At 70.3% G+C, this 26,913-nt stretch carries 28 protein-coding genes, 1 tRNA gene and 3 pseudogenes; 19 read left to right on the top strand and 13 right to left on the bottom strand.

Annotated features, from left to right (window positions below; translation table 11 throughout):
• Positions 1-589: 589 nt before the first annotated feature.
• The 8 genes from yhfZ to ACIQM3_RS20420 all read left to right on the top strand — a co-directional run bounded on the left by yhfZ (position 590) and on the right by ACIQM3_RS20420 (position 8,355).
• Positions 590-1,528, top strand: a complete 939-nt coding sequence (gene yhfZ / locus ACIQM3_RS20455) for a GntR family transcriptional regulator YhfZ (RefSeq protein ID WP_401626158.1) — start codon at positions 590-592, stop codon at positions 1,526-1,528.
• A gap of 98 nt (positions 1,529-1,626) precedes the next feature.
• A complete protein-coding gene (locus ACIQM3_RS20450) occupies positions 1,627-2,031 on the top strand; it encodes a transcriptional antiterminator (protein ID WP_401626155.1) in 405 nt (134 codons plus the stop codon).
• A 48-nt stretch (positions 2,032-2,079) separates the two neighbouring features.
• Positions 2,080-2,436: a DUF2620 domain-containing protein gene (locus ACIQM3_RS20445; protein ID WP_401626152.1), complete on the top strand. Its 357-nt coding sequence runs from the start codon at positions 2,080-2,082 to the stop codon at positions 2,434-2,436.
• A gap of 42 nt (positions 2,437-2,478) precedes the next feature.
• A complete protein-coding gene (locus ACIQM3_RS20440) occupies positions 2,479-3,813 on the top strand; it encodes a YhfT family protein (protein WP_401626150.1) in 1,335 nt (444 codons plus the stop codon).
• A 46-nt stretch (positions 3,814-3,859) separates the two neighbouring features.
• Positions 3,860-4,816, top strand: coding sequence for a phosphotriesterase (locus ACIQM3_RS20435; protein ID WP_401626147.1), 957 nt, complete (start codon positions 3,860-3,862; stop codon positions 4,814-4,816).
• 1 nt (position 4,817) lies between these two features.
• On the top strand, positions 4,818-5,933 hold the full coding sequence (locus ACIQM3_RS20430; protein ID WP_401626144.1) for an aminotransferase class V-fold PLP-dependent enzyme: 1,116 nt from the start codon (positions 4,818-4,820) through the stop codon (positions 5,931-5,933).
• Between the two features lie 2 nt (positions 5,934-5,935).
• Positions 5,936-7,102, top strand: a complete 1,167-nt coding sequence (locus tag ACIQM3_RS20425) for an alanine racemase (RefSeq protein WP_401626141.1) — start codon at positions 5,936-5,938, stop codon at positions 7,100-7,102.
• A gap of 11 nt (positions 7,103-7,113) precedes the next feature.
• A complete protein-coding gene (locus tag ACIQM3_RS20420; protein ID WP_401626138.1) occupies positions 7,114-8,355 on the top strand; it encodes a phosphopentomutase in 1,242 nt (413 codons plus the stop codon).
• 105 nt (positions 8,356-8,460) lie between these two features.
• Here ACIQM3_RS20420 and ACIQM3_RS20415 read toward each other — a convergent pair whose 3' ends face one another.
• Positions 8,461-8,910, bottom strand: coding sequence for a spore-associated protein (locus tag ACIQM3_RS20415; protein ID WP_401626135.1), 450 nt, complete (start codon positions 8,908-8,910; stop codon positions 8,461-8,463).
• Positions 8,911-9,132: 222 nt separating this feature from the next.
• Between ACIQM3_RS20415 and ACIQM3_RS20410 the strand changes: the two are divergent.
• Together ACIQM3_RS20410 and ACIQM3_RS20405 are read left to right on the top strand one after the other, a co-directional pair.
• Positions 9,133-9,306 (top strand): annotated as a pseudogene (locus ACIQM3_RS20410) (GDP-mannose pyrophosphatase); the annotation flags it as partial.
• Between the two features lie 143 nt (positions 9,307-9,449).
• A complete protein-coding gene (locus tag ACIQM3_RS20405; protein WP_401626132.1) occupies positions 9,450-9,998 on the top strand; it encodes a tellurite resistance TerB family protein in 549 nt (182 codons plus the stop codon).
• Between the two features lie 174 nt (positions 9,999-10,172).
• Here the strand turns inward: ACIQM3_RS20405 and ACIQM3_RS20400 are convergent, their stop codons facing one another.
• Both ACIQM3_RS20400 and ACIQM3_RS20395 read right to left on the bottom strand, forming a co-directional pair.
• Positions 10,173-10,589 carry a thiol-disulfide oxidoreductase DCC family protein gene (locus ACIQM3_RS20400; protein WP_401626129.1) on the bottom strand — a complete coding sequence of 139 codons (417 nt, stop codon included), beginning with the start codon at positions 10,587-10,589 and terminating at the stop codon, positions 10,173-10,175.
• Positions 10,590-10,690: 101 nt separating this feature from the next.
• Entirely contained in the window at positions 10,691-11,458 is a 768-nt protein-coding gene (locus ACIQM3_RS20395) for a class I SAM-dependent methyltransferase (protein ID WP_401626127.1), read from the bottom strand.
• Between the two features lie 144 nt (positions 11,459-11,602).
• Between ACIQM3_RS20395 and ACIQM3_RS20390 the strand changes: the two genes are divergently transcribed.
• Both ACIQM3_RS20390 and bla read left to right on the top strand, forming a co-directional pair.
• A complete protein-coding gene (locus ACIQM3_RS20390) occupies positions 11,603-12,745 on the top strand; it encodes a YncE family protein (protein WP_401626124.1) in 1,143 nt (380 codons plus the stop codon).
• Positions 12,746-12,922: 177 nt separating this feature from the next.
• On the top strand, positions 12,923-13,852 hold the full coding sequence (gene bla, locus ACIQM3_RS20385) for a class A beta-lactamase (protein ID WP_401626121.1): 930 nt from the start codon (positions 12,923-12,925) through the stop codon (positions 13,850-13,852).
• Between the two features lie 21 nt (positions 13,853-13,873).
• On the opposite strand, the gene ACIQM3_RS20380 is transcribed toward bla, so the two are convergent.
• From ACIQM3_RS20380 to hemC, 3 genes are all read right to left on the bottom strand, one after another.
• On the bottom strand, positions 13,874-14,260 hold the full coding sequence (locus ACIQM3_RS20380; protein ID WP_401626118.1) for a VOC family protein: 387 nt from the start codon (positions 14,258-14,260) through the stop codon (positions 13,874-13,876).
• Positions 14,261-14,323: 63 nt separating this feature from the next.
• The gene (locus ACIQM3_RS20375; protein ID WP_401626115.1) at positions 14,324-14,767 is read right to left on the bottom strand and encodes an SRPBCC family protein; all 444 of its coding nucleotides are present in this window, start codon (positions 14,765-14,767) and stop codon (positions 14,324-14,326) included.
• A gap of 450 nt (positions 14,768-15,217) precedes the next feature.
• A complete protein-coding gene (gene hemC, locus ACIQM3_RS20370) occupies positions 15,218-16,153 on the bottom strand; it encodes a hydroxymethylbilane synthase (RefSeq protein ID WP_401626112.1) in 936 nt (311 codons plus the stop codon).
• Between the two features lie 397 nt (positions 16,154-16,550).
• Here hemC and ACIQM3_RS20365 point away from each other — a divergent pair, with 397 nt between their 5' ends.
• Both ACIQM3_RS20365 and ACIQM3_RS20360 read left to right on the top strand, forming a co-directional pair.
• Positions 16,551-17,366: an SAM-dependent methyltransferase gene (locus tag ACIQM3_RS20365; protein ID WP_401626109.1), complete on the top strand. Its 816-nt coding sequence runs from the start codon at positions 16,551-16,553 to the stop codon at positions 17,364-17,366.
• Positions 17,367-17,522: 156 nt separating this feature from the next.
• Positions 17,523-18,420: pseudogene (locus ACIQM3_RS20360) on the top strand (aminoglycoside phosphotransferase family protein).
• An 18-nt stretch (positions 18,421-18,438) separates the two neighbouring features.
• Here the strand turns inward: ACIQM3_RS20360 and ACIQM3_RS20355 are convergent.
• The gene (locus tag ACIQM3_RS20355) at positions 18,439-19,383 is read right to left on the bottom strand and encodes a helix-turn-helix domain-containing protein (protein ID WP_401626106.1); all 945 of its coding nucleotides are present in this window, start codon (positions 19,381-19,383) and stop codon (positions 18,439-18,441) included.
• A 108-nt stretch (positions 19,384-19,491) separates the two neighbouring features.
• Positions 19,492-19,728, bottom strand: a complete 237-nt coding sequence (locus ACIQM3_RS20350) for a DUF397 domain-containing protein (protein ID WP_401626105.1) — start codon at positions 19,726-19,728, stop codon at positions 19,492-19,494.
• 200 nt (positions 19,729-19,928) lie between these two features.
• Here ACIQM3_RS20350 and ACIQM3_RS20345 point away from each other — a divergent pair.
• A pseudogene (locus ACIQM3_RS20345) lies at positions 19,929-20,354 on the top strand (ATP-binding protein); the annotation flags it as partial.
• An 86-nt stretch (positions 20,355-20,440) separates the two neighbouring features.
• On the opposite strand, the gene ACIQM3_RS20340 reads toward ACIQM3_RS20345, so the two are convergent.
• On the bottom strand, positions 20,441-21,073 hold the full coding sequence (locus ACIQM3_RS20340) for an SGNH/GDSL hydrolase family protein (protein WP_401626103.1): 633 nt from the start codon (positions 21,071-21,073) through the stop codon (positions 20,441-20,443).
• 112 nt (positions 21,074-21,185) lie between these two features.
• Positions 21,186-21,347, bottom strand: coding sequence for a hypothetical protein (locus tag ACIQM3_RS20335; protein ID WP_401626101.1), 162 nt, complete (start codon positions 21,345-21,347; stop codon positions 21,186-21,188).
• 163 nt (positions 21,348-21,510) lie between these two features.
• Here ACIQM3_RS20335 and ACIQM3_RS20330 point away from each other — a divergent pair.
• A tRNA-Trp gene (locus ACIQM3_RS20330) sits at positions 21,511-21,583 on the top strand.
• Positions 21,584-21,630: 47 nt separating this feature from the next.
• On the opposite strand, the gene ACIQM3_RS20325 is transcribed toward ACIQM3_RS20330, so the two are convergent.
• Entirely contained in the window at positions 21,631-22,041 is a 411-nt protein-coding gene (locus ACIQM3_RS20325) for an organic hydroperoxide resistance protein (RefSeq protein WP_104782565.1), read from the bottom strand.
• A gap of 110 nt (positions 22,042-22,151) precedes the next feature.
• Here ACIQM3_RS20325 and ACIQM3_RS20320 point away from each other — a divergent pair, with 110 nt between their 5' ends.
• From ACIQM3_RS20320 to ACIQM3_RS20310, 3 genes are all read left to right on the top strand, one after another.
• Positions 22,152-22,631 carry a MarR family winged helix-turn-helix transcriptional regulator gene (locus ACIQM3_RS20320; protein ID WP_401626099.1) on the top strand — a complete coding sequence of 160 codons (480 nt, stop codon included), beginning with the start codon at positions 22,152-22,154 and terminating at the stop codon, positions 22,629-22,631.
• Positions 22,632-22,728: 97 nt separating this feature from the next.
• The gene (locus ACIQM3_RS20315) at positions 22,729-23,562 is read left to right on the top strand and encodes a PP2C family protein-serine/threonine phosphatase (protein WP_401626097.1); all 834 of its coding nucleotides are present in this window, start codon (positions 22,729-22,731) and stop codon (positions 23,560-23,562) included.
• 63 nt (positions 23,563-23,625) lie between these two features.
• The gene (locus ACIQM3_RS20310) at positions 23,626-24,615 is read left to right on the top strand and encodes an MASE1 domain-containing protein (RefSeq protein WP_401626095.1); all 990 of its coding nucleotides are present in this window, start codon (positions 23,626-23,628) and stop codon (positions 24,613-24,615) included.
• A gap of 65 nt (positions 24,616-24,680) precedes the next feature.
• On the opposite strand, the gene ACIQM3_RS20305 is transcribed toward ACIQM3_RS20310, so the two are convergent.
• Together ACIQM3_RS20305 and ACIQM3_RS20300 are read right to left on the bottom strand one after the other, a co-directional pair.
• Positions 24,681-25,970: an FAD-binding protein gene (locus tag ACIQM3_RS20305; protein WP_401626093.1), complete on the bottom strand. Its 1,290-nt coding sequence runs from the start codon at positions 25,968-25,970 to the stop codon at positions 24,681-24,683.
• A 33-nt stretch (positions 25,971-26,003) separates the two neighbouring features.
• Positions 26,004-26,810: an SAM-dependent methyltransferase gene (locus ACIQM3_RS20300; protein WP_401626091.1), complete on the bottom strand. Its 807-nt coding sequence runs from the start codon at positions 26,808-26,810 to the stop codon at positions 26,004-26,006.
• Positions 26,811-26,913 lie beyond the last annotated feature (103 nt).

Raw genomic sequence — 26,913 nt, 5'->3', positions numbered from 1 at the left:
CGCTTGCGCCCCGGAAGCTGCCCGAGACCCACCCCTTTTCGTCCGGAATGCTACTCAATCCACACGTGGCGGCACCTCAAGCACACGCCCCATGACGTCACCGGTTCCGCGACTCCGTCACCGAAGCGTCGACCCGGTTCGACTGATCGCTGAGGCTCGTCATCCACACCTCGAGATCGACGGACATGGATGCCGGCGAGTATCCGTCCGCTCCGGCACGGAGCGACGCACGGAAACCGGGTGGCCGCCGGTGAGAAGCGAAGCGATCCGGTCGGAATCCACCTTCAGATCGGCCGAGGGCGAAGAGCGCGTGGAGCGCCGCGGCCGGCCGTTCGGCGGCGCGCAGGAGCGGATAGAACCCGACGCTCGCCGCGATGGCCACCCGCAGGGACCTGCGCAGGATGACTGCCTCGCGACCGCGGTGGTCACGCTCGCGGCCTTGTCCTGCCGGGCCCTCCACACTCTGCTGGCCGGTGCGGGAGCGCCGCATGAGTGCGGTGGTGGAGCTCGCGGACCGCGGGCACATGTGCCGGCCCGGTTTCGAACGAACTCCTTGTCAATATCCAGGATCCTGTTTACTGTTTGATTCGTGAACGACCTGGACGCCCGCTTCCTCACCCGTAACGGCCTCGCCGCCCGGCAGCTCGCCGCCGTGCTCCTGCATCACGAGCCGGACACCCGCCTGCCCCGCGTGAGGGACTTCGCGGAGCAGCTGGGCTGCGGAAACGGCACCGTCCAGGCGGCCCTCCAACTGCTGGAGCAGTCGGGAGCCATCTCCACCACCGCGCGCGGCCACCTCGGCACGTTCCTCGTCCGGTCCGACCGCACCATCCTGTGGCGACTGTCGGGTCTCGGCACGCTGCTCGCCGCCATGCCGCTCCCCTACTCGCGGCGGTACGAGGGCTTGGCGACCGGACTGCGCGGGGCGTTCGAGGAAGCGGGCGCACCGTTCGCGGTCACGTTCATGCGGGGTGCCGGCGCCCGGACCGCGGCGCTGCTGGAAGGCAAGGTCGACCTGGTCGTGCTGTCGCGTTTCGCCGCCGACCGGCTGACCGCGGAGCACCCGGTGGAGCTGGTGGCCGATCTAGGGCCGGCCACCTACGTGGGCGCGCACGGCATGCTCGTGCGCCGGGGAACCGACCTGGAGGCACCAGGCCTGCGGGTCGCCATCGACCACACCTCGGAGGACCTGCGAATGCTCGTGGAGCGTGTCTTCGCCGGCCGGGAGGACATCGTGTGGCGGGAGACCTCGTACATGCAGCTGCCCGACCTCTTCTCCCGTGACGAGGTGGACGCGACCGTCTGGAATCTCGACGAGGCGCAGGACCGGATCGGCCCCGGCGTCGAAGTGCTCCCACTCGGCGACGAGGTCACCCGTGAGCTGGCGCTGCGCAACTCCAGTGCCGCGGTGATCTGCCGGTCGGACGGGGCGCAGGCGCTGGCCGCGATCCGCTCGTCGCTCGATCTGTCCCTGGTGAAACGGCTGCAGGGCGAGGTCCTGAGGGGTGAGCGCGTGCCCTCGTACTGACCGACGGACGACAGGGTGACCGGTGTCTCATTTTCCTGGAGCGTCGCCCGTCCTCAAAATACAAAATCCTGGTTACTGTTGATTTTAGGAGGATCATCATGGACGACCAGCTGGCACTGCGGCTCCAACTCTTCCGCGAGGGCGGCCAGGTCAGGCCCGAGGTGGCTGATTTCGTCACTGCCGAGCTGGCCTCCCTGGAGGCCGAGGGCCTGACCGTCACCGAAGCGACGGCCGGGATGTTCACGAGCCATCTGATGATGGCCCTCGGCCGGCTCCTGGACGGTGAGCCGATCGAGCAGTTCCTCACCGACGACCAGGTCGCCGCCGAGCTCGCCGGGCATCCCGATGCGGTGGCCCGCGCTCGCGCCGTCTCGGTCCGCGCCGAGAGGCAGCTGGGGACAGCGCTCCCCGACTCCGAGGTCAACTTTCTCGGCATGCACCTGGCCGTCCTGGCTCAGCAGCCCCCTTCCGCATCCACGTCCGGACCGGCCGCGGCCGGCTGACCGGGCCCTCGTTCCGTATCACCAACCGCTACAGAGAGAAGAGCAGTGATGACGAAGATCCTCACGGGCGGCGTCGGCAAGGTCGAGGTCACCCAGGCCATCGGCGGGCTCGGCATCGACGCCCTTGACATCGTCGCCTCCAGCGACATGGACGCCGCCATGAAACTCCGGATGGGCCAGGCCGACTACTACCTGGGCACCTGCCACACGGGAGCCGGCGCCTCGTTGGGCGTGCTCGTCGGGCTCATGGGCAGCGCGGCCTGCCACACCTTCGGGCGGAGCGTTCCCACCGAGGAGGAGATCACCACTCTGCTCGACGACGGCAAGAAGGTCTTCGGCTTCTCGATGGACCAGATCGACGTCATCGCCCCCCTCATGGCACGCGCCATCGCTGCCCGCGGCTGACATCAGCCTCTTCGCACCATCCCGGGCACCAAGGAGTGACTCGTGAGCACCACACTCGCCGCCGGTACCAGTCTCGACTTCACACTGGCCCAGCAACTCACCGTGATCGCCCTCTGCGCGCTGACGGCCTACATCTCGCACATGGCCCTGGCCGTCTTCAACGACGGGGTACGTCCCTTCCTTCTCGACTTCATCCAGGGGCGTACCACCCGCAGCGCGACGACGGCTGTCTCCTTCGGTCTCTCCGCGGGGTTCATCTTCGGACTCGGTGCCCCGATGGCGCTGTCCACCGGGGTGCTGAATCCGTGGCTGGTCTTCCTGCCCACCGACATCCTCGGAATGCTGTCGCCCAAGAAGTGGCTCGCCCCGATCCTGGGCGCCGCTTGGGGGGCCGTCGTCGTATTCGGGCTGAACGGCGCGAACAACGTGGCCCACGATCTCCCGGTCGACTTCCTGACCGCGATGCAGCAGATGTCGACGCCGATCCTGTTCCTCTTCACCCTGTTCCCGGTGCTCGCCATCACCAAGCAGTTCGGCCGCAAGTGGGGCGGTCTGGCCGGAGCCCTCGAACTGGCTCTCGTCGTCATGACCATGAAGCTGTGGCCGAACATGTTCGCCGGTGCGCTGGCCATGGCGGTCGGCGTGCTGATGCTCATCGGGCTGGCCGTTGCCAAGGACGTCAGGCAGCGCCGGGCCGACCGGACGTCGGGCGTCGTGGAGGAGGTCCCGCAGGACGATCCGATGGCGTCGCTCTTCAGCGCCAGCGCCGCTCGTCTGCGCAGGTATCTGCCGCTGTTCATGGTGCTCGGCGCCGGGGTCTGCGTGCTCGCGCAGATGCACATATTCGGCGGCGGCGAGGCGACCAGCTTCCTGATCGCGAAGGGGCAGTACTCCGAGGCCGCCCAGGTCGACTTCTACCGGGTCTTCGGCTTCATCCCGCTGATCGCGACTACCGCGCTGGCCTCCGGCGCGTACGGGATCGCCGGATTCACGCTGGTCTATCCGATCGGCTACCTCATGCCGAACCCGTCCCTGGCGGCAGTGGTCGGTGCACTCGTGTTCGCCGTCGAGGTGCTGGCGCTCTCCTGGATCGGCAAGCTCCTCGGCAAGCTGCCGAGCGTCCGCGACTCCTCCGAGCATCTTCGCAGCGCCATCGGGGACACCCTGCAGCTCGCGATCCTGTTCGGGTCGCTGATGGCCGCGAACGCCATGGGGGGCGGGCTCGGCATCCTCGTCGTCGGCGGTCTCTACCTGCTCAACGAGGCGATGGGCCGGCCGGTGGTGAGGATGGCCGCCGCTCCGGCTGCCGTGATCGTCGGCGGGATCCTCCTCAACCTCCTGTACTGGCTCGACCTGTTCACGCCGCTGAAGGGCTGACCACTTCACGGACAGGATCGGCCCGTACGCGAAAGAAGGCCCCACGATGCACCGCCCCTCACCCAGCGCCCTGCGCACCGTCACCGGAGAGCTGTCCACCGCCTCCGTGCGCGGTCCCGCCCTGTCCCACGAGCACCTGGTCCTCGACCTGGACCGTCGGGGCGACGGCGCGGCCGTCCTTCACCCGGAGCGCCACGCCGCGGCCGTGACCGCCGAACTCGCCTCCCTGCATAAGGAGTTCGGGCTCTCCCTGGTCATCGAGCTGACCTGCCGGGGTATGGGCCGCGACGTCGGTGCCCTGGCCAGGATCTCCCGGGACTCCCAGGTCGCCGTCGTCGCCTCGACCGGCTGGTACTACGAGCCGTTCCACACGCCGGAGATCGAGGACGGCACCGTGGAACAGCTGACCGAAGTCCTCGTCCGTGAGATCGAGGGCGGAATCGGCGCGACCGGTGTCCTGCCCGGCGTCCTCGGTGAAATCGGCAGCCATGGCGACGTACCGACCGCTCCTGAGACCAAGGTTCTCCGGGCAGGTGCGCGGGCCGCTCTGGCCACGGGCCTCTCCCTCGCCACGCACGCGCAACTCGGCCGGGGCGGGCTCGCCCAGGTGGAAATCCTGACCGGTGAGGGCCTGCCCGCAGACCGGATCAGCGTCGGCCACCAGGACCTGCTCGACGATCCGGGCGTCCACCGGGAGCTCGCCGCGCGAGGGGCGTACGTCGCTTTCGACACCGTGGGCAAGTCGTCGTACCGGAGTGACCGGGACCGGCTTGCGCTGCTGCTCGCCCTGTTGGAGGCCGGCCACGCCGACCGCGTACTGCTCAGCTGTGACATCTCCCGCCACGGCTACCTCGTGGAGGAGGGGGGCCAGGGCTACGGCCACCTCTTCGGAAGTTTTCTGCCCCGGCTCCGGACGGCGGGCGCCGACGACGATCTGGTCGACCTGCTGACCCGCCGCAATCCGCTGCGCTTCCTGACCGGCGCGAGCGAGGAGGACAACTGACATGAGCCCCGCACTCCCCCCGACCTTCCCGCTTGCGACCGTCTCCCTGGACGACGCCATGGCGATGCAGTTCCGGCTGCTGGAGGCCACCGCCGCCCACTTCGAGGGCGACCAGCTCTTCTCGTCGGACGCCGGAGTCGTCCCAGGACTCGGGCGCCCCCGCACCACCGCACGTGTCGAGGCGGTACTCGCGGACTTCTTCGGAGCCGAGGACGCCGCCTTCGTGCAGGGCGCGGGCACCGGCGCGATCCGGGCCGCCCTCAATGCCGCCGTCCGGGCCGGCGAGCCGCTGCTCATCCACCGTGCGCCGGTCTACCGCACCACCGAGGTCACCCTGCGGGGCATCGGGGTGAGGACGGTCGAGGCGGACTACAACGATCTCTCCGCTCTCCGCGAGGCGCTCGCGGCCGGGCAGGTCCGGTGGGCATACGTCCAGCACACCAGGCAACGGCTCGCAGATTCATACGATCCCGCCGAGGTCCTCGCGGCATGCCGGGCGGCCGGGGTCCGCACGATCGTCGACGACAACTACGCCGTCATGCGCGCCCCGGCGGCCGGTGTGGAACTGGGCGCCGACGCCTCCTGCTTCTCGCTCTTCAAGCTGCACGGGCCCGAGGGTGTCGGCCTGGTCGTCGGCGCCGGGGACCTCGTCGCGCACATCCGCCGTGACAACTACTCCGGCGGCGGGCAGGTCCAGGGCCACCAGGCACTCGACGCGCTGCGCGCCCTCACCCACGTACCCGTCATGTGGTCCGTGCAGTCGCGCGTCGGCGCCGAGGTCGCGGAACGCCTGACGGCCGGAGAGGTGGACGGTGTGGCCGAGGTACGTATCGCCAACGCCCAGGACCGCTGCCTGCTCGTCCGCCTGGACCGGCCCGTCGCCCGGGAACTGCCCTCGGTCGCCGCCCGCTTCGGAGCCGCCCCGTACCCCGTCGGCTCCAACTCCCGCTACGAGATCGCCCCCCTCTTCTACCGCATGTCCAGCTCCGCGCTGGACGACTCCCCCGGGCTGGCCGACTGGACCGTGCGCATCAACCCGATGCGGGCGGGCGCGGACCTCGTCGTCGACATCCTGCGGAGCTCGCTCGCCGCCCTGGACGACCCGAAGGACGACTGACCGTGTTTCTCGACACCCTGCTCACCCGTAACCCCGGGCTCGTCGACGCCGCGGCCGCTCTGCACCGGAACGGCTCGATCCCCCCGGACACGTACGTCATGGACCTGGACGCCGTCGAGGCGAACGCCGCGCTGCTGGCGGCCGAGGCCGAACGCCTCGGCATCGGGCTCTGGTTCGTCGTCAAGCAACTCGGCCGCAACCCCGAACTCATCCGGGCCATCGCCCGGCACATCCCCCGCTCCGCCGCCATCGACCCGGCCGAGGCCCGTACCCTGCTGGCTGCCGGAGCACGCCCCGGCAACGTCGGGCACCTCGTCCAGATCCCCCGGCGCACCCTGCCCGAGGTGCTGACCCGGCGCCCCGAGACCGTCACCGTATTCGACCTGGCCAACGCCCGTGCCGTCTCCGACGCGGCGCGCGAACTGGGCTTCGTCCAGGACGTCCTGATCCGGATCGAGGGCGCCGACGGCTCCGTCTACCCCGGCCAGGAGGGCGGCGTCCCGCTCGCCCGGCTGGGTGCCTTCGCGGAGGCCGCCGAGGCCCTGGACGGCATCCGGATCGGGGGCGTCACCGCCTTCCCCTGCGTCCTGTGCGATCCGTCGACCGGCCGGCCCGCTCCCACACCCAACTTCGACCTGGCGCTCAAGGCCCGCGAACTCCTCGTCTCGCGGGGGCACCACGACCTCAGGCTCAGCGCTCCCAGCGCCACCTCGATGGCCACCCTCCCGCTGCTCGCGGAGCTGGGCGCCACCCACGGCGAACCCGGCCACGCCCTCACCGGCACCACCCCGCTGCACGCCGTCGATCCGGCGCAGCCCGAGAAGCCCGCGTACGTGTACGTCAGCGAGGTCGCCCACACACTCGACGACGGACGCCCTGCGGTATTCGGCGGGGGCTTCTACGCCCGCTCCCACATCCGCGGCGCTCTCCTGCCCCGTACCGGCACGCGGCTGGGCGTGCAGAACGCTCCCACCGAGAACATCGACTACTACCGGCTGCTCGACGCACCCGCCGACGGGGCCGACGTCCGCCTCGGCGACACCGTGTTGTTCGCCTTCCGCACCCAGATCTTCGTCACCCGTTCGACCGTCGCCGTCGTCTCCGGAGTCGCCTCCGGCTCGGCCCGGCTGAACGGCCTGTACGACGCCCAGGGCCGAGCCCTGCAGTAAGGAGCAACCCCATGGCCAAGACCGTCATCGTCGTCATCGACGGGTTCGGGGTCGGCGCCATGCCCGACGCGGGTGCCCTGCGTCCGGGCGATCTCACCGCCGACACCTGCGGGCACGTCCTCGACCACGCCCGCACCGCGTTCGGCCGGCCGCTGCGCCTGCCGGTGCTCGGGGCCCTGGGGCTCGGGCTGGTCCACCCTCATCCCGACCTGGCACGCCGCACCCATCTGCCGGTCGCCGCGGGCAGGGCGGCACTCGGCTACCCCGGGGCGGACACCTTCGCGGGCCATCAGACCATGATGGGCGCCGACTTCAGCCGGGTGACGGTGGCCCGGCTCGCCGATCATCTCGACGAGGTGACCCGTGCGCTCCGAGCGGCGGGCCACCGGGCCGAACCGGTCGACGGGAAGCCCCTGCTCCTCGTCGACGGCACCGTTCTGGTCCATGACAACCTCGAGGCCGATCCCGGGATCAACTGGAACGCGTCCGGCCGCCTCGACGACCTCTCCTTCGACGGGCCCGGCGGGATCCTCGCCATCGCCCGTACGGTGCGCTCCGTCGCTCCGGTGGCCCGCGTCATCGCGGTCGGGGGACATGCGGACGGCCCGCTCCCCTCGTTCGTCCGCCCCGGCGGCGGGGGGACGGTCGGGCTGGACACTCCGGCCACCGGCTTCTATCGCAACGGCGGCCTTCAGGTGCAGCACCTGGGCGCCCCGCTCGATCACACCCGCCAGCTTCCCGACCTCGCCGCCCGCTCCGGCATCCCGGTCACCCTGGTGGGCAAGGCCGCCGACATCCTGGTGTGCGAGACGGCCGGGCGTCATCCGGCCGTGGCCACCGACGAGGTCCTGTCCCACACCCTGGAAGCGGTACGCACGGGAGGCGACGCGCTCGTGGTGGCCAACGTGCAGGAGACGGACCTGGCAGGGCATCAGCAGGACACCGAGCGGTACGGACGCCTGCTGGAGCAGGTGGACGCCGGACTCGCCGGGCTGACGGCGCTGCTCGCGGAGCCCGGTGACCGGCTGATCGTCACCGGTGACCACGGCAACGACCCCACGATCGGCCACGCGCACCACACCCGGGAGTACGTGCCGGTCCTGATCCACCGGCCCGGGACCGACGGGGTGGAACTGCTGCCGGACGCGCACAGCCTGGCGGACGTCGGCGCCACCGCCGCGGCGTCGCTCTCACTGGATCCTGAGGAACTGGCCGGCGGTACACCTCTGCACGCCGGCCGGCGTGCGGCCTGAGAAGGACCGGCCGCCACATGCGTCGGCGGGCCCGGCAGATGGTCCTCTGCCGGGCCCGCCACCGCTGGGGGCGCCGGCCGACGCCCCGTCTTCACCGAGGTGGGGTCAGCGGATCTCGGTGGTCCGCTGCTCCTTGCGTGCGGCGCAGTTGGAGTTCTCCACCGAGACGTACACGTTGGCGATGCTCCCGCCCCAGCTCACGCAGTAGCCCTTGCCGTACACGTAGCCCGGTCCCGCGTACGACGTGAAGTTGCCGTCGTCCCCGGCCCACGCGTCGGTCGCGGGGACGTAGATGTAGGCGGACATGGCCTTGGCCGTCCCCGGGTTGGCGCGGATGGTCGCGACACAGTTCTGGCCGTTGGAGGAGTTGTACGTCAGGTAGACGGTGCCCAGCGAGCCGACCGGCACGGAGTTCACGGTCTTGTAGGCCTTGCCGCAGACGCCCTGCGGCGTGACGTTCGGTGCGGCGGAGGCCGTCGTGCTCAGCGCGACCGTGCTGCCCACCGCCAGCGCGGTGACCGCCCCGAGAGCCGCGACATTACGAACGATTCTCATATTTCCCCCTTGTGTCCCTGAGAGCGTTTTACTCCCACTTGATGTGACCCACGAACGGCACGGATGGTTGCACTGCATCCACGGAGAGGTACCGAACGGATGAAGGGAGGGGTGTCAGCCGGCCGCGACGACCTCCACTCCGAGCGACGCGAGCCGCTGGACGCCGCGCCACGGGGATCCGCGTCGGTGATCAGCCCGGTGACCTTCTCCCACGGCAGCACCCGGACCGGGGCGGGCGGCGGACTCGCGGACGAGGTCGAGGACATCGAGGTGCTCGAACTGCCCTTCGCCGAGGCCCTCGCCATGATCCGCGACGGGCGCGTCACCGACGGGAAGACCATCATGCTGCCGCAATGGGCAGCCCTGGACGGACCCTTCGCCCTCGCGGCGGGCTGACGGTCGAGCGCGTCGGTCACTTCGGGGCGCCCCACCCGGACCGATCTGCCATTTTGCGGAACCTTTACCCGTACCCGGCCGTTTGACCGGGTGAGCGTACGAGCTCGTGACCGACAAATCAGAAGAAGACCGAGGGGACCTCGATGGCAGTGTGGGACCAACTCAAGAATCAGGCCAAGAATCTGCAGCAGTCCCAAGGAGCGCGCGGGTCCGCGCCCGGACGAAGCGGCGGGCAGGGATCCGGTGGTGGTTCGCGCGCCCAGTTGGTCAGCACGCTGAAGTCGCAGCTCGCTTCCCTCAAGACGGAGCTCAAGAGCGGCGCCTACCGCGATGCGAGTATGGCGATGTGCGCACTCGTCGCTGCCGCTGACGGGCATGTGGATCCTGCGGAGCGTCAGCACGTGGAGTCGATGATCCTCGGCAACGACGTCCTGCAGAACTTCCCGCCGGAGCAGTTGCGCCAACGCTTCAACAAGCACGTGGACCAGCTCACGCTCAACTTCCAGCAGGGCAAGACCGACGCCATGCAGGAGATCGTGAAGACCTCCAAGAAGCCGACCGAGGCAAGGGCCGTGCTCCAGACAGGCATCGTCATCGCCGGCTCCGACGGTGACTTCTCGCAGGCCGAGCACATGATTCTCCGGGAGGCATGCGCCGCGTTGGGACTGTCCCCGGCAGAATTCCAGCTCTGAACCGGCCGAGCGGCGGACCCGCCCTCACGGGGCGGCCCGCGACCCGTGAGGGCGGGATCCGTCCGGCGGCGGAATCGCCGCCGGACGGGCAGGCCGGGCGTCGGACAGGCGTGCCTACGGGCACCCCTCCGCGGGCGCGGAATGACCCTCGACGCGCCCGCGCGATTCCGTCCCTCAGTCCACGGAATCCGACGCGGATGCCCCGTTGCGAGGCCGACGGTCTGCGGGAAGCGCGCAGGTCGGCGTCCCGCCCGGCATCCGCTCGCGATTGTTCGCGACGAGCCGGTAGACACCGTGAGCGATCCAGCGGAGAGGAGGCAGGGTCAGCAACGCCCCCAGCACAGCCCAGCCGCTTCCCGCGTTCAGGAGCATCTTGGCGACCGCCTGCGCGCCCCCGTGGATCACCCCGGGGGGTGTGATCCACAACAGTTCGTACTCTGCTCGCTCTCGGGTGCACCCGAGGGGTTCCAACTCCGCGAACTGCCATGGAGTGATCTCACAACTTGGCCGGACATGCCGTTCAGCGAACATCACGGAGGAGGTACAGAAAGCGCAGTCTCCGTCGTAGATGAGCACAGGTCGCGTTCGCATGACCTCATCATGCCCCACATGATCCTCGGCATCCTCGGCGGAGTGCCCGCCCGGTCGCACTGTCGGCCCGTGAGAAGGCCGACGCAGCGGCCCGCGAGGTACTACGGCTCCTGGCGCCGGCGCGCGAGATGGACGGTGATGTCAGCGGCGACCTCGACCGTCTCCGGCAGAACCCGCATGATCCGGCCGAACACCTGCCGCTGCTCCGAGGCCGGCAGTACGAGATAGGCCGAGACGGTCGAGAGCTGGCCGACATAGTCGACAGCGCTCATGGTCAAGCGCCGTTCGATCACGGACTGTTGCACGTCGGTGAACCATTCGGACCGCTGAAGCTCAGTACCCGGCCACTGCATGGCATGGCCTGCGGGTGTCCCGTCCGGCGACGGAACCCCGTCGCTCTCCAGGAACGGTGCCCGTGCGGCTCGCACGGCTTCCTCCACAGCCGGATCGGCCGGCTGGATCGGCCCGCCGAACGAGGCGAACACCGCACCCGGCTCCAGCAGCGACGCCACGCGTGTCCACCGGCCCTCCGGGCTCGTCCAGTGCAGCGCGGCTGCCGCATAGACAAGCCCGTACCTCTCACCCGGCCTCAGGTCCTCGAACGCGGCTCGCACCGTCCTGACGCTCGCCGGCACGTGCTTGCTCAACTCGGCGAGCATGGCCGCGTCCGGTTCCGTCGCGGTGACCGTGACCCCGCGTCGCGCGAACAGGCGAGTCGCTTTACCCGTCCCGGCACCGATCTCGAGGGCGGTCCGCACCGGCTGTTCCGCGTACGCCGTCACCCTGTCGAACAGCTCCGCGGAGTACCCCGGCCGGAACCGTTCGTATGCTTCCGCCATCGCTCCGAAGCTCAGTGCGCGACCAGACATACAGCGCATCCTGACACGGTTGCTCTTTGCGCAAAACTTATCTTAGGGTTACCTAACTTTTACGGGACAGAGGGGCGCGGCCCAACCACGCCCGATACCACGAGCGCCTCACCGAAGGCGCCCGTCCAGGGAGAACAGCACACCATGGCCTCGCTCGATCGCCGTGTCCGCCGCGCAGCCGCGACCGCCATGGCGCTCGCCTTCGGCACCACTCTCACGCTGACCGGGACCGCCACGGCGGGAACCGGTACCGCGCGTACCGACATCGCGCCTGCCGACACAGCCGGCGCAGGCGCCCCGACCGGTTCGCACGTCACGCAGGTCCCGTTGGCGCAGGGTCTCTACCAGTCCGCGTACTCCGAACGTAACGACGTGCTCTGGGCCACCGCCTCCGTGGGGCAGCCACCGGCCCCTGTCACTGCTTCCCGGTTGCTGAGGATCGATCCCGACACCCTCGAGGTGGACGCCGCGTACACGCCACCCACGAACGGCACGGTCGAAGCCGTCTACGGCATCGATGTCGACGACGAGCACAACACCGTCTGGGTCACCAACACCCGGACCAACTCGGTGTCCGTCTACAGCCAGAGGACCGGCAGGCATCTCGTCACCCGGCCGGACGTGAACCACTCGCGCGAGGTCGTCGTGGACGAGAAGCGCGACGTCGTGTGGGCCAGCGCTTTCGGCGACGGCGCTCTCGTGGCCTTCGACAGCCGGACCCTCAGGGAGATCAGGCGTGTCACCGTCGAGGGGAGCGGGCCGACGGGGCTTGCGGTGAACGAACGGACCGGTGCGGTCTACGCCGCCGACTTCACGAACAACCGGATCATCGAGGTCGGTCCCGGCTCCGGGGCCCCGCGCCTCATCCCCACCGGCGAGGGGCCACTCTCGATCACGCTCTCCACCGACGGGCGCACCGCGTACACCGCCGACCAGGCCTCGGGGACCCTCTCGGTCGTCGGCCTGCACAAGGGCGCCGTCGCCAGGTCGGTGGCGACGGGCGAGGGCGCGAAATCCGTGACCGTCGACCCGTGCACGGGCCGTGTCCTGGTCGCCAACCGACTGGCCGGAAGCCTGTCGGTGGTCGACCCGCGTGCGGGGACGGTCGTGGAGAGCGTGACCACCGGTGCGTACCCCAACCACGTCAGGATGACCGACGACAGCACCGCCTACGTCGTCGACAAGTCCGGATCCGGTCCCTCCGGCGAGGACGGACTCACGCGCATACGCTTCGGCCCTCAGGGCTCGCACCGTCACGACACGGCTGCGACGCGCCCCGCCTGCTGATCCGGCCGCATCGAGCAACGACACGGGCGGCACATCGGTGGCGAACGGAAGTCCCCGCCCTATCCTGGAGCGCCAGAACGCTGTCGGCCGTGACCCTGCGCCCCCGAACGCCCGTGTATCCGGGGCGCACCGCGGAGTGCGCGGCAGCCCCCTCGGAGACAGGAAGTCGCCGCCCTCGTGCCCACCCCCCTCCCCCGCCGTGCCGCGCTCTCCGCTCTGGCCGGCCTCGTAGCCCTTCCGCTCGCCGGGTGCGAAACGTCCCCGCCGGCCGCAGCTCCACCGGCGCCCTCCGGGACAGCGCCCTCACCGCCCGAAGAGGCAGCACGCCGGACGGAGCCCGCGTTCCAGGAACTGGAGCGGAAGTTCGACGCTCGAGTGGGTGTGTACGCGGTCGACACCGGCAGCGGTCTGTCCGTCACGTACCGTCCGGACGAGCGTTTCGCCTACGCCTCGACCTGCAAGGCGCTGCTCGCGGGCGCGTTGCTGGACAGGTACACGCTCAAGCGGCTCGAACGGCGCGTGCGGTACGGCCCTGATGATCTCATCGCCAACTCCCCGGTCACCGAGCGGCACGTGGACACGGGGCTGACCCTGCGCGAACTGTGCGACGCAGCCATCCGCTACAGCGACAACGCCGCGGCCAATCTCCTCTTCCGCGAGCTCGGTGGTCCCCGTGGGCTGCAGGAGGCCCTCGGCGGTCTCGGCGACCGCACCACCCGGTGCGATCGCTACGAACCCGACCTCAGCGAAGCCGCGCCCGGCGATCCCCGTGACACCAGTACTCCTCGTGTCCTGGCCGCCGATCTGCGGGCCTATGTGCTCGGCGGCACCCTGGGCGCGGACAAGCGGGCCGTGCTGACCGACTGGCTCAAGCGGAACACCACCGGCGACGCACTCATCCGCGCCGGCGCCCCGGACGGCTGGGTGGTTGGCGACAAGACCGGCACGGGCGGCTACGGCACCCGCAACGACATCGCCGTCCTCTGGCCGCCGGAGTCCGCGCCGATCGTCCTCGCCGTGCTGACCCGTGGCGACGCCCGCGGAGCCGATCCGCAGGACGCCCTCGTCGCGCAGGCGGCCCGTGTCGCACTCACCGCCTTCGCCTGAGGACCTCCGCCCTCCCGGCGGTCAGGGACGGTAGCGGAGGGGGTGGTCGGCGGGCACCTCGGTCAGCACGATGCGGTGGCCGTCCGGGTCGGCGATCCACATCTCGATCAGGCCCCAGGGTTCCTGGAGAGGCGGGCGCAGGACGACCGCCCCACGGGCCGCCACTTCCTCATGTGCCGCCGCACAGTCCGCGACCTGCATCCAGAGCCGCAGGGACTCGGTCGGGGGTGTCTCCGAACGGCCCGACACCTCGAGGAAGCCCCCGCCGAGGAAGTACACCGTTCCACGGTCCGGACCGGTGCCGAACTCCCTGTAGACGGGCAGCCCGAGCGTCCGCCCGTAGAAGTCGCGGGAGGCCTCCGGGTCGACGGGCCTCAGCAATACCCTGCTGCTCAGTACGTGCACCATGGTCAAGACCCTACGCGGACGGCGCGGGAGAGGGGCCCTCCCGCCCCTCCCCCGGGCCTGCGGTCAGGACGCTTCCACCGCGGACTTGATCCGTTGCCCGAAGGCCGGGGCGTCCTTACGTGCGGCGGCGACAGCCAGACCGACGAGGAGCTTGCCCACCCGGTGGCCCTCCAGATCATTGAAGATCCGCACTCTCGTTCGATCACCCGCCAGGGGCTCGAGGTCGTAACCCCCTTCCCGGGCCGTCACGAGGTTGGACGACAGTTCGTTCCAGCGGATGCGCGTCGGAGCGGCGAGTTCGCTGATCCTGAATTCACGACGAGTCGTCATCCCGGCGTCCTTCACGGTGCTGCGGAACACCGTGCCCACCGCCGTCGGGCCGGCCGGGGACTTCGCGATGTCCTGGACACGGGGGCTGAACTTCCCGTCGTTCTCGCCATCCGCCAGGAAGGCGAATACCTCGGCGACAGGACGGTCGATGTCGACCGTCGCCTCGAAGCGGGCCATGGGGTCTCCTTCAGTACGCGGGCGCGGCGCACCCGGGGCAGCACTGGTTCAAGGATCCGCGCTCCATGGCCGCTCGGCAGCCGGGCAGGCACATCCGGTGCGCAATCGAGTGTCGTCGGCCACGGGGAGCGGGACCCGAAGCCCCGCCCCGCCGACGCCGTCGGGGCGCTCCGGCTGCGTCGCAGGTCAGAGGCTGGGCAAAGGCCTTCGGCAACGGGCCGCGCTTCGGCCCTCTGCGCACCGCCGGCCCGACTGGAGGCGGCGCTCGCTCTCCCGGCGGTGTTCGTGCGCTGTCGGGGTATGTCACCCGCTGTCGATCCCGACGACTTCGTCGCGGTGCCGTCCCTGGTCTCGAAGAGCTCCTCGACGCTGTCGGTCCGACTGGACACCTGAACCGGTGCGGCCCGGCGGATGACGAGGTCCGCCGGGCGGTGCCCGGGACACACGGGTTCAGTGGGCGATGGTGTCGATCAGCTCGCGGGCGCCCTGGCGCAGCAGGGCGACAGCCACGGAGGTGCCGAGCGTGGCGGGGTCGAGAGGGCCTGCCCACTCGTGTGCGTTGAGGACCGTCTTGCCGTCGGGGGTGAACACGCAGGCGCGCAGCGAGAGGTCTCCGTTGCGGTGGGCCGTGGCGTACCCCGCGATCGGCGAGTTGCAGTGGCCCTGGAGGACGTGGAGGAACATGCGCTCGGCCGTGATCTCCCGGTAGGTACCCGGGTGGTTGAGCGCGCTCACGGCATCGATGGCCGCCGTGTCGTCCTCGCGGCACTGCAGGGCGAGGACGCCTGCGCCGATGGGCGGGCACATCGTCTCCGGTGCGAGGACGTCGCTGATCACGTCGGGGCGGCCGATGCGGTGGAGGCCCGCGACGGCCAGGAGCAGGGCGTCGGCTTCCCCCGCGGCGAGTTTCGCCAGCCGCCGGTTGGCGTTGCCACGGAACGGAACACAATTCAAGTGAGGGTGGGACGCCGCGAGTTGTGCGGTCCGGCGGACGGATGAGGTTCCGACGCGCGCACCGTCCGGGAGCTGGTCGAGCGTGAGTCCGTCCGGGTGCACGAGGGCGTCGCGGATGTCGTCGCGCTCGAGGAACGCGGCGAACGTCGTGCCGGCGGGCAGCGGGCGGTCGGCCGGGATGTCCTTGACGCAGTGGACAGCCAGGTCAGCCTCCCCGGCAAGCAGGGCGGCGTCGACCTCCTTGGTGAAGGCTCCCTTGCCCTCGACCATCGACAGATCGCCCATCCACTTGTCGCCGGTCGTCCTGACGGGGACGACCTCGGTGACGATGCCGGGGTTACGGGCCACGAGTTCGGCCCTGACGCGCTCGACCTGGGCCAGGGCCATGGGGGAGTCGCGCGAGACGATGCGGATCAGCTCAGGGGCGGGCATGGCTCCCACGATAGACCGCCAGGCGCGGGCGGCGGCCCTCCGACGCGGACCCGGGCACCTGCTCCGGACGGACCCGGCGGAGACCGCGAAGATGGCCACCGTCGATTTCCGGCCGCATTGGAACAGCCCTCCGCGCGGCTGGAGCACGGGCTCCACACAACGGCCGGGTGCGCCAATAAACCCTCCAGCAGCAAGACTTGACACACCGTTGCCACGGAATGGCCGTACCCCTAGGTCCGGGCCCTGCGACGGACCCTTCTCCCTCGGGCCTCATGTGGCTGATTCGAAGCCCTGTGGCCTTGCCTCACTCCCCCGAGGACTGTCAGCCATCCCGCGAGATCCATAGCATGACCCCTCACGGACACCGACTTCACTCCCTGAGAACCGCGAGGGCTGGATGAGCAACGGGGACACCTCCATTCCGAAGAACATCGACGTGAACGTGCCGAGCGTCGCACGGATGTACGACTACTACCTGGGCGGCAAGGACAACTACCCTGCCGACCGGGTGGCATGTGAGCAGCTTCTGGAGCACGTGCCGAGCACCAAGGTCCTGGCGGTGAACAACCGAAGGTTTCTCCGGCGTGTCGTGCGCCACCTCGCATCCGAGTACGGAATCCGCCAGTTCATCGACCACGGGTCCGGCCTGCCGACCCAGGACAACGTCCATCAGGTCGCCCAGATCGTGGACCCCGGCGCCCGGGTCGTCTACATAGACAACGACCCGATCGTCCTGGCGCACGGCAAGGCCATACTCGAGGAGAACGACAGGACCGCGGTGATCCAGGCGGACATGCGGGACACCGAGGGGATCTTCGGTCACCCGGAGGTCAACCGGCTCATCGACTTCGACGAGCCGGTGGCCGCCCTGTTCGTGTCCGTGATGCACTGCATCCCCGACAAGGACGACCCCGCGGACCTGGTGCGCCGGACGGCGGCCCGTCTGGCACCGGGGAGCTTCCTGGTCGTGTGTCAGCTCGTGAGCGAGGACGCCGCCACCCGTGACTTCGTCACGGACTTCATGGCGAAGAGCACGGGCAACCAGTGGGGGCGGGTGCGCCGGCAGGACGACGTACACGCGTTCCTGGAGGGGCTGGAGGTGCTGGAGCCGGGACTGGTCGAGGTGTCGAGGTGGCGTCCCGATTCGGATCTGGCTCCGAAGCAGGCGACCCAGGAGTGGATCGAGTTCGGCGGCGTCGGCCGCAAGTGGTGAAGGATCACGTGGCGTCATGGCGGCGCTGACGGGTCCGGCGCGCGACGCGTCCCCGCTGTCGTGGGACCGGCCTCGGGCTCACGGCGAGTCCGCGGCGCGCTGTGGCGCCCGCCTGCCCCGCCGGACGGATGGGGCCGCCCGCAGGAGCTCGTACCGTTGACCGGAAGGGCCTCGGGCTCCCGCCCGTCGATCGATGCCGCGCTGGCCAGGCGACTGGTCGACACACAGTTTCCGCAGTGGGCGGAGCTGCCTCTGGAGGCGCTCGACCCGGCTGGTTCGGACCATGTGATCTACCGGCTGGGCGAAGAGCTGTCCGTACGGCTGCCCCGCCACGCCGGAGCGATCGGGCAGGCCAGGAAGGATGCGGAGTGGCTGCCCCGGCTCGCCCCGCATCTGCCCCTGGCCATCCCCGTACCCGTTGCGGTAGGTCAACCCGGCTTCGGCTATCCATGGTCATGGGCGGTGTCCCGCTGGCTGGACGGCGAGGTCGCGACCGTGGAGGCGCTGGCCGGCTCGTCCGAGACCGCGGTCAGACTCGCGACGTTCCTGACCGCCCTTCAGCAGTTCGCTCCCGAGGACCTGCCGGCCGGGCGCGCCCGCGTGGACCTCACCGCCGAGTCCCTGAGCGACCGGGACCGCTCGACCCGGGCAGCCATCGCGAAGACCGGCGGCGCGTTCGATGCCGCGGCCAATGACCGCCCTGTGGGAGGCCGCGCTGAACGCCCCGGGGTGGGATCGCCCGCCGGTCTGGTTCCACGGCGACTTCCACACCGGCAACCTGCTGACCGTCGGCGGCCGCCTCAGCGCGGTCATCGACTTCGGTGGACTCGGCATCGGCGACCCGGCCTGCGACCTGACCATCGCGTTCACCCTGATGTCGCCAGGGAGCAGGGCGGCCTTCCGGGCGGCGCTCGGCGTGGACGACAACACCTGGGCACGGGGCCGCGGCTGGGCCCTGACCACCGGCCTGAACGCGTACACCTCATACGCCGCGGCCGACCCACGGGTCGCGGCGCAGACGACCCGGCAGATCACCGAGGCTCTGATCGGCTGAGCACCCGTGGGAGGACGGTCACACAGCGGGGCCGCTGTCAGGGAACTGACCGCCGGCGCTGTAGCGCTCGAGCGCCAGCCTCAGCAGGCCCCTGCTCTCGGCCGGGCTCGGCGACTGGGCGCTGAGCGAGTCCAGGATCCAGCGGTACTCGTCCGTGCTCTCCGGCTTGTTCACGGACGTGGCGTTGGTCAGGTGCTCGATGTAGGCGACGTCGGGGAGCCCGTCCACCGCGAACCGCAGATAGGTGATGCCGTTGCCCGGGGACGTATGGGCGGTCACGTCGAATGGGGCGACCTGCACGATGACGTGAGGCAGCTCCGTCATCTCCAGCAGATGGGCGAGCTGCTCTCGCATGACCCGGGCGCCACCCGTCGGCCGCATCAGCACCGCCTCGTCCAGCAGCACCCAGAGCTTCGGGGCGTCCCGCCGCTGCAGCAACTGCTGTCGTCTGAGCCGCAGTTCGACGCGGCGGCGGGTGATCTCCTCCGATTCGAGAGCGTGACCGGAACGCACCACGGCATAGGCGTAGTCGGCTGTCTGCAGCAGCCCCGGAATGTAGTGACCCTCGTACGTACGGATCGACGCGGCGGCCTCCTCCAGACCGACCAGGGGCTCGAACCAGTCAGGCAGTACGTCGGCGTAGTTGCGCCACCACCCGCGCTGTCCGGCCCTTCGCACCAGGTCGACGAACTCGGCCGTCCTGGCGGGGTCGGTCACTCCGTAGAGCGTGAGGAGGTCGGCCGCGTCGCGTTCCTTGCAGGGAGAGTGCCCGGTCTCCATCCGGCTGATCTTCGCGGTCGAGCACCGGATCCGCTCCGCGGCGACTTCGGGGGTGATCCCCGCCTCGCCACGCATCCGCCGCAACTGCGCGCCCAGTACCAGGCGCAGGGCCGTGGGACTCGCGCCCGTGGCCGGGGTGAGCGTCGGCCTCCGTGACGGCTGAAGCTGTTCGATGCCGGGCATGCGGACTCCTGAGGACGGGCGTCGTGATGCCAGTGTGCCATCAGGAGCCCCGCCGTGGCCCGGCCGATGCAAGAGTGCCGTGACTTTTCGGCCCGCCCTGCCGCGAGTTCAGCCCGTCATGGTGTCGAAGTCGCCATCCCTGACACCCGCGAGGAACGCCCGCACTTCGTCTGCCGTGTACACGAGGGCGGGCCCTTCGGGGTGCCGGGAGTTGCGTACGGCCACTGCTCCACCGGGCAGCAGCGCCATCTCGACACAGTTCCCGCTCGGATTGCTGTGATGGCTCTTCTTCCACTCCACACCGGTCAGGGAGCTGGCGGGAACGCCGTTGTCGATGTGCTGCATGCGGTCCGTCCTTTTCGTTGCGCTGACATTCCTGGTGTGGCACCAGGGCCCGCGCCGGGTGAACAGGTGTCCCTGGCTCACACCCCCGGGTGCAATTCCGGGTGCAATTGCACCGCAGGTGCGGACGGCGAGGATACTAGTGGTCATCCGGCATCCACGGCACCATTGCGCCGGGCTTCGACGGAGGGTTGTCAGCGCTCATGCACGCGGAGAACACGCGACGTCACGGAGCGGCAGCACCCGTGCCCGGCCCTGCCGCGAGCGGCGCGGACCCGCACGAGGAACTGGCACGCGACCTCGGAATCGGGGCCCCGGGGTTCACCACACGCGGCCTGGGGGCCGATCCGGAGAGCCTGCGACAGGCGCGCGCGTTCGTCCGCGACGCACTCGAGCGGTGGGGCCTGGGCTCCTGTGCGGACGATGTCGCTCTCGTCGCGGGCGAGTTGGCGAGCAACGCCGTCTGTCACGGGCTGCTGCCCGCCGAGCGGTCGACGGCCCGGCTCGGCCTCGCGTGCCAGGACGGGGCGCTGGTCTGCGCGGTCAACGACCCCAGCCCGGAGGTGCCCGTACTGCGCCCGGCGGACGAGTCCTTCGAGCGCGGCCGGGGTCTGCGCATCATCGACGCGCTGAGCAGCTCCTGGGGCTGGTCACGACCCACCGGGGCGGGCAAGACCGTCTGGGCCAGGGTTCCGGTGCTACGGCCCCCGGCGTGCTACAGCCCCGTCAGGGCCGTCCAGGCCTCCGCCAGGACGGAATGCCCGAGCGGCGTCGGGTGGACTCCGTCGCCCGCGATGTACTCGGCACCGCCGGCGACGCGCGCCGCCTGGTTGAGCAGGCCGTCCGCCGCCAGCAGCGCGGCGTCGAACTCCTCGGACAGCCTGCGGACCGTCTGAATCCTCGGGTCGAGATCCTCCCGCCAGGCCCACTGCTCGTCCTGCACCGGCACGAGGAAGGGCTCGATGAGGATCAGCTGGGCGTCCGACTTCTCCCGGACCTGCGTGAGGATGGCGCGGTAGTCGTTCTCGTACGCGCTCACCGGGGTGACGGTGCCGTAGAAGTAGCGGCGGTAGGTCTCGTTCACGCCGATCAGGACCGACACCACGCTCGGCTCGAGGTCCAGGGCGTCCTCACGCCAGCGAGCGCGCAGATCCGAGACGCCGTCGCCGGCGACGCCCCGGTTGACGAACGTGATGTCACTGTCCGGAAGCGCGGACCGCACATGTTCGGCGGCCGTACGGACGTAGCCGTTGCCCAGGGGGCAGTCCCGTTCCAGCAGCCGTCCCGCATCGGTGATGCTGTCGCCCTGGAACAGGACGGTTGCCGAACGGTGCAGGCTGATGGTCACGCGGGCTCCGGGGGGGGGTGAGGATCCAGGGGGTCGACGGAGATGATCCTGCCCACCGAGGTCCTGCTTGATCCGGACCGGGCCCGCGGGCCCCGGGTGGTCCGGACCGGGGTCAGCGGGCGCCGGCCGCAGCACGCACCGCGCTGAAGTCGAGCGCGCTCTCCACCTCGAGCAGCGTCTCCTCGGCCACCCGCCGCACCTCGGCCGGAACGTCGCCCTGCTCCTCCACCAGACCGGCGTAGATCGGTGCGTCGGATGCCTCTGTGAAACTCACGTGAACTGCCTATCGATCGGTTATGCCCGCCAATCAGCGGAAACGGGAGCCGAGTGTACGCGTTCGCCTCCGGCCGTCCGGGGGCGGACCCCCGGGAACGGTCCTCGGCACCGTAAAACCGGTTGTCCGCGGCGGGGAGGGACTGCGACGCTGGTCACTCCGAAGGGGTGTAGCTCAGAGGCCAGAGCGCCGGTCTCCAAAACCGGATGCCGCAGGTTCGACTCCTGCCTCCCCTGCGGGACCAGGTCTCCCCGCCCGATGACAGGCGGGGAGACCTGGTCCGCTATTCGATGACGAGCTCGACGTCGATGTTCCCGCGCGTGGCCTTGGAGTAGGGGCAGTACGCGTGCGTCGCCTCGACCAGGCGCCTGCCGGTCTCCCCTTCGAGCGCCTCAGGCAGTTCGACGCGCATGACGACCGCGAGGCCGAAGCCCGAATCGTCCTTGCCGATCGAGACCTCGGCCGTTACGGAGACGTCCTTGGTGTCGACCTTCATCTCACGGGCGACCGAGCTCATCGCGCTGGCGAAGCACGCGGCATAACCGGCGGCGAAGAGCTGCTCGGGATTGGTGCCCGCCCCGTTGCCGCCGAGGGCCGGCGGCAGGGCGAGCGCGAGGTCGATCTGTCCGTCGGAGCTCACCGCCCGGCCTTCACGGCCGTTGGCGGTGGCGGCAGCGGTGTACAGCGCGTCCATGGGGTGACCTTCTCTCGTACGACGGTGACCGCGGCCCGGCCACCCCGCAAGAATGGCACGCAATTCAATTGCGCACAACTCAATAGCGGGCGGCAAGCTACCCTGGACTCATGACGCCACCCCCGACCCCCGCACCCGGACTGACCGAACTGCCGGACACGGAACTGCTCAAGCTGGACCACCAGGTCTGCTTCTCGCTGCAGGCGGCCTCCCGCGCCTTCGGTGGCGTCTACCGGGAAGCGCTCAAGGACCTCGGCCTCACCTACCCGCAGTACCTGGCCATGATGGTTCTCTGGGAACACGGCCCGCTCCCGGTCAAAACCATCGGCGAGCGGCTGCACCTGGACTCCGGCACGCTGTCGCCCCTGCTGAAGAGGCTGGAGTCGGCCGGTCTCGTCAGGCGGGAGCGCAGCGCGGAGGACGAGCGGTCCGTCACGGTCCACCTCACCGGCGCCGGGACGGACCTGCGCGAGCGCGCGCTGCCCGTCCCCCGCTCGATCCTCAAGGCCACGGGCCTGTCGGTCCAGGAGGTTCTGGCCCTGCAGGAGACCCTGGGGCGGCTCACCGCCTCCCTCGGCCGGGCCGGCTGACGGGCCGCGGGCGTCCGCGACCGGGGGCCGCACCAGCACTCGCCGGAGTTCCGACACCGAAATAGGATGCAGGGACTATCGCAACGCGGAGCGGCCCATGAACCGGCGTCGAACTCCCCGGTCGGCGAGCGCCGAGGACCTGCTCAGCACATTGCAGCACCTGACCGCCCGTGCCCGGGAAGAGGTGGAGCTGCACCAGGCCCGCGTCGAGCTGGCCCAGGCCCTGCAGCGCAAGATGCTGCCCGCGACGCTGCCTGTCTTCCCGGGGCTGCAGACGGCGGCTCGTTATGCTCCCGCCCGGGACGGGCTGGACATCGGCGGCGACTGGTACGACGGCTTCGTACTGCCGGACGGGTCACTCGGCCTCGCCATCGGCGATGTCCAGGGGCATGACGTGGAAGCGGCTGCCTTCATGGGGCAGATCCGCATAGCCATGCGCGCCATCGCCAGTTCGGTTGCCGATCCCGGTGAGGTGATGGGCCGCACGAACGATCTGATCCTTTCGATGGATTCGACGCTTTTCGCCACCTGCTCGTTCCTCCGGCTCGACCCTCGGACGCGGGAGCTCCGGAGTGCCCGCGCGGGCCACGTCGCGGCCGTGTGGGCGACGGCCGACGGACGCTCGGGCATCACCGCCGACGCCGGCGGGCTCGCCCTCGGCATCGAGCTGCGCCAGCACTACCCCGTCACCCGGCGCGATCTGGACGTGGCCGGCGCTTTCGTCCTCCTCACCGACGGGGTCATCGAAGGACCCTCGCTGTCGATCGACGACGGACTGGACCGGATCAGGCGCCTGGTGAGCGCCCACGTCGGCGCCGACGCGGAGGAACTGGCGGACCGGGTGCTCCAGGCCGCGGTGTTCACGGGCCATGAGGACGACGCGGCCGTGCTCGTCCTGCGCCACGATCGCCCCTCCCCGGGCCCCGGGTAAGCCGGTCCCGCCCCCGCGCGTGTCTCAACGGCTCGCCGTCACAGGCGGTGTCTTATGAGATGCGTGATCCGCAGCGAGGAAACCAGACGCCGAGCCGTGATCGTTCTGCAGATGCTGGGCATCGCCGCCGCCTATTACGCGTCCGGACGGCTCGGTCTCCTCAGACAGGTCGAGGTGGAGGGCGCGGTCGTCAGCCCCCTGTGGCCACCCTCCGGAATCGCCCTGGCTTCCCTGCTGTACCTGGGCCCACGGATCTGGCCCGGGATCGCGCTCGGGGCTCTGCTCACCGTCTTCTCCATGAGCGACGGCCCCACCTTGTGGGGACTCGCCGTCACCGCGGGCAGCGCTCTGGCCCCGCTGTGCTCCTTCCTGGCCCTGCGCACGGTGGGATTCCGGACGGAGCTGGACCGCCTGCGCGACGGTCTCGCCCTGGTCTTTCTGGGAGCCCTGGGCGGCATGATCATCAGTGCCACCGTGGGCAGCGGGGTCCAGCTGCTGAGCGGGGCGCTGTCCGCCTCTCAGTTCTGGCCGGTCTGGTCGGCCTGGTGGGCGGGAGACGCGATGGGCGTACTCATGGTCACGCCGCTGCTGCTCGTCCTGCGCAAGGCACGCCTGCCCAGGACGGACGACCGGTGGGCGGAGGCGGTGGCGCTCGCCGTGGTCGCGGTGGTGACGACGACCGTCGCGACCAGAAGCTCGCTGTCCATGATCTACCTCCTCTTCCCGGTACTCGTCTGGGCGGCGCTCCGCTTCCAGCTGGCCGGCAGCGCCCCCTGCGCTCTCCTGATGTCCGTCATGGCCATCATCGCCGGAACCGAGGAGATCGGACCGTTCGCCGGCCACTCGGTGCTCGAGGTCATGCTCAACCTGTGCATCCTCAACGGCTGCGTGGCGCTCACGGCGCTGCTGCTCGCGGCGATCGTGACCGAGCACAACAACATCCGCCATGAGACGGAGCTCGCCTGCGAGGAGCTGGCCTCTCTCGTGGAGGAGCTCGCGCCGGGTCCGTCACCGGGGCGCCGGCCCGGCGGACCGCCGTCCAACCGGAGGTAGCTCCCCCGTCCGGATCAGGCCGGACCACCGGGCGGGCCTGATCCGTGCGGGAGCTCCCATGAGCCTCAGCCGGTACGGGGGAAGTGGCCCGCCAGGAAAGCGTTGCGGAACGTGCCGGCGGGGTCGAGCCGCTCGGTCAGCCGCTCGAAGTCGGCATAGTGGCCGTAGAGCTCCCGGAGCGCTCCCGGCGGGGTGGTGAAGACCTTGCCCCAGTGCGGCCTGGCCCCGAAGGGGGCGAGAACCTCCTCGATGATCCCGAGGACGGGCGTGACAGCGGCCGTGTCGGGCACCCAGGTGAAGTGGAACGCCACGGAGTCCCTCCCCTGTGCCGGGCTCAGCCACAGGTCGTCGGCCGCCACCGTGCGGATCTCACCGATCTGCAGGAGCGGCGCGAACCGCTGCCGGATCCGGTCGAGGGCCTCGTAGGCCGCCACTGCGTCGTGCCGGGCGACGAAGTACTCCGACTGGAGTTCCTCCCCGTTGCTCGGCGTGAATTCCAGGCGGAAGTGAGGGAGCCTGGCGTGCCAGGGGCCCGGGACACCCTGCTGCTGAGTGCAGTGTTCCGCCGCCACACCGGGAACCGGGTGCCTCGCCCCTTCCGCGAGCGTCGCACCGAGCCACTGGTGCGGGGCGGTGCGGGCGCCGTCGCCACCGACACGCCGCTTGAGCCACACCTGGTCGACCGGACCGCCGTGCCAGCCGGTGAAGAGGCTCACGCTGTAGGCCTCGGACATCACCTCGTCGAACCGGCCGAGCAGCTGCTCCTGCGGGAGCCCCTCGTACACCCACTGCTGGATCTCGAACGCGGGCACGAGGTCGAGGGTCAGCCGGGTCACCACTCCCAGTGCGCCCAGGGAGACCACCGCACCGTCGAAGCCCGCGTCGCCCCGCTGCAGCGACAGGATGCCGCCGTCGGCGGTGACGAGCTCCAGCGCCCTGACGGCACCCGGCAGGGAGCGGTTCCCCACGCCCGAACCGTGGGTGCCTGTGGCGCACGCTCCCGCTACGGAGATATGGGGCAGCGAGCCGAGGTTGTGCAGGGCGAACCCGCTGCGGTGCAGGGTGCCGGTCAGCTCCCCGAAACGCAGACCGGCGCTCACCGTCGCGGTCTGCGCCTCCCGGTCGATCTCGATGGAGCGGGGCAGGCCCGCGACGGATATCAGGGCGCCGTCCGTGTCGGCGACAGCGTTGAAGGAGTGCCCGGTGCCCAGCACCCGGACGGCCGTCCCCGCGGACACGATGTCCTGGAGTTCGGCTACGGAGGATGGTGTGTGCAGCCGCTCCGCACCGAAGGTGATGTTGCCCGCCCAGTTCGTCCGGCGGGCAGACGGGGCGTACGCCGAATGGTCGATCATGCCTCCGGAGCTTACGCTCCGCCCGCCTCGGGCTCAGGGCTTGCGTCCCACACCGCTGACGGCGGGGCTCGGTGGTGCGGCCCGCCCGTCCGTGCCGGGGTCGGGGCGCCAGTCCACCGTCCTGACGACGCCCGGCTCGATCAGTTCCAGCCCGTCGAGGAACGCGGCGATCCTGTCCGGGCTGCGGAGGTGGTAGGGGCTCGGCGCATGCGCGTTGTACGCCTCGATCGCGCGGTTCATCGTCTCGCTGGTGTCCGTGCCGTCCGCGAGGGCCACATAGCTTCCGGGCTCGAGCGCCCCCACCAGCTGGGCTACCAGAGCCCACGGCTCCTCGTCGTCGGGCAGCTGCCCCATGATGCCCAGCAGGGTCAGCCCGACGGGGCGGCTGAGATCGAGGGTGCGGGCGGCCTCCTCGAGGATCCGGCCGGTGTCACGCACATCCGCGTCGACGTACGCACACGCGCCCTCGGGAGTGCTGGCCAGGAGCGCGCGGGCGTGCGTCAGCACGAGCGGATCGTTGTCGACGTACACGATCCGGGACTCAGGGGCTGTCCGCTGCGCCACCTCGTGCGTGTTGTCGGCCGTGGGCAGTCCCGTACCGATGTCGAGGAACTGCCGGATCCCTGCCTCCCCGGCCAGGAAACGGACGGCGCGGGCGAGGAAGGCCCGCTGGTCACGCGCGATGCCCGCGATGTCCGGGAAGGTCGCGAGGATCATCTCCCCCGCCTCGGCGTCCGCGGGGTAGTTGTCCTTGCCTCCGAGCAGGTAGTTCCAGACGCGGGCCGAGTGCGGCACGTCGGTCCTCAGCCGGTCGGCGGGTGACTTTCGCTGATCGCTCATGTCGAAGCCTCACACCCCGCGATGGCGACGGGTACACGTCCGGGCACGGCTCCGGGGCTCAGTACGGCAGGGGGCGCCCGGACGGTGTTCGCAGGTCCAGCGG

It is taken from the genome of Streptomyces sp. NPDC091271 (assembly GCF_044757505.1).
GTDB lineage: Bacteria > Actinomycetota > Actinomycetes > Streptomycetales > Streptomycetaceae > Streptomyces.
This window is presented reverse-complemented; position numbering and strand designations above follow the sequence as displayed.

Coding starts and splice junctions, on each gene's coding strand:
- ACIQM3_RS20450 (WP_401626155.1), top strand. CDS start 1,627: ATGGACGACCAGCTGGCACTGCGGCTCCAACTCTTCCGCGAGGGCGGC.
- ACIQM3_RS20445 (WP_401626152.1), top strand. CDS start 2,080: ATGACGAAGATCCTCACGGGCGGCGTCGGCAAGGTCGAGGTCACCCAG.
- ACIQM3_RS20435 (WP_401626147.1), top strand. CDS start 3,860: ATGCACCGCCCCTCACCCAGCGCCCTGCGCACCGTCACCGGAGAGCTG.
- ACIQM3_RS20430 (WP_401626144.1), top strand. CDS start 4,818: ATGAGCCCCGCACTCCCCCCGACCTTCCCGCTTGCGACCGTCTCCCTG.
- ACIQM3_RS20420 (WP_401626138.1), top strand. CDS start 7,114: ATGGCCAAGACCGTCATCGTCGTCATCGACGGGTTCGGGGTCGGCGCC.
- ACIQM3_RS20415 (WP_401626135.1), bottom strand. CDS start 8,910: ATGAGAATCGTTCGTAATGTCGCGGCTCTCGGGGCGGTCACCGCGCTG.
- ACIQM3_RS20405 (WP_401626132.1), top strand. CDS start 9,450: ATGGCAGTGTGGGACCAACTCAAGAATCAGGCCAAGAATCTGCAGCAG.
- ACIQM3_RS20400 (WP_401626129.1), bottom strand. CDS start 10,589: ATGCGAACGCGACCTGTGCTCATCTACGACGGAGACTGCGCTTTCTGT.
- ACIQM3_RS20395 (WP_401626127.1), bottom strand. CDS start 11,458: ATGTCTGGTCGCGCACTGAGCTTCGGAGCGATGGCGGAAGCATACGAA.
- ACIQM3_RS20390 (WP_401626124.1), top strand. CDS start 11,603: ATGGCCTCGCTCGATCGCCGTGTCCGCCGCGCAGCCGCGACCGCCATG.
- ACIQM3_RS20380 (WP_401626118.1), bottom strand. CDS start 14,260: ATGGTGCACGTACTGAGCAGCAGGGTATTGCTGAGGCCCGTCGACCCG.
- ACIQM3_RS20375 (WP_401626115.1), bottom strand. CDS start 14,767: ATGGCCCGCTTCGAGGCGACGGTCGACATCGACCGTCCTGTCGCCGAG.
- hemC (WP_401626112.1), bottom strand. CDS start 16,153: ATGCCCGCCCCTGAGCTGATCCGCATCGTCTCGCGCGACTCCCCCATG.
- ACIQM3_RS20365 (WP_401626109.1), top strand. CDS start 16,551: ATGAGCAACGGGGACACCTCCATTCCGAAGAACATCGACGTGAACGTG.
- ACIQM3_RS20355 (WP_401626106.1), bottom strand. CDS start 19,383: ATGCCCGGCATCGAACAGCTTCAGCCGTCACGGAGGCCGACGCTCACC.
- ACIQM3_RS20350 (WP_401626105.1), bottom strand. CDS start 19,728: ATGCAGCACATCGACAACGGCGTTCCCGCCAGCTCCCTGACCGGTGTG.
- ACIQM3_RS20325 (WP_104782565.1), bottom strand. CDS start 22,041: ATGGACGCGCTGTACACCGCTGCCGCCACCGCCAACGGCCGTGAAGGC.
- ACIQM3_RS20320 (WP_401626099.1), top strand. CDS start 22,152: ATGACGCCACCCCCGACCCCCGCACCCGGACTGACCGAACTGCCGGAC.
- ACIQM3_RS20315 (WP_401626097.1), top strand. CDS start 22,729: ATGAACCGGCGTCGAACTCCCCGGTCGGCGAGCGCCGAGGACCTGCTC.
- ACIQM3_RS20305 (WP_401626093.1), bottom strand. CDS start 25,970: ATGATCGACCATTCGGCGTACGCCCCGTCTGCCCGCCGGACGAACTGG.
- ACIQM3_RS20300 (WP_401626091.1), bottom strand. CDS start 26,810: ATGAGCGATCAGCGAAAGTCACCCGCCGACCGGCTGAGGACCGACGTG.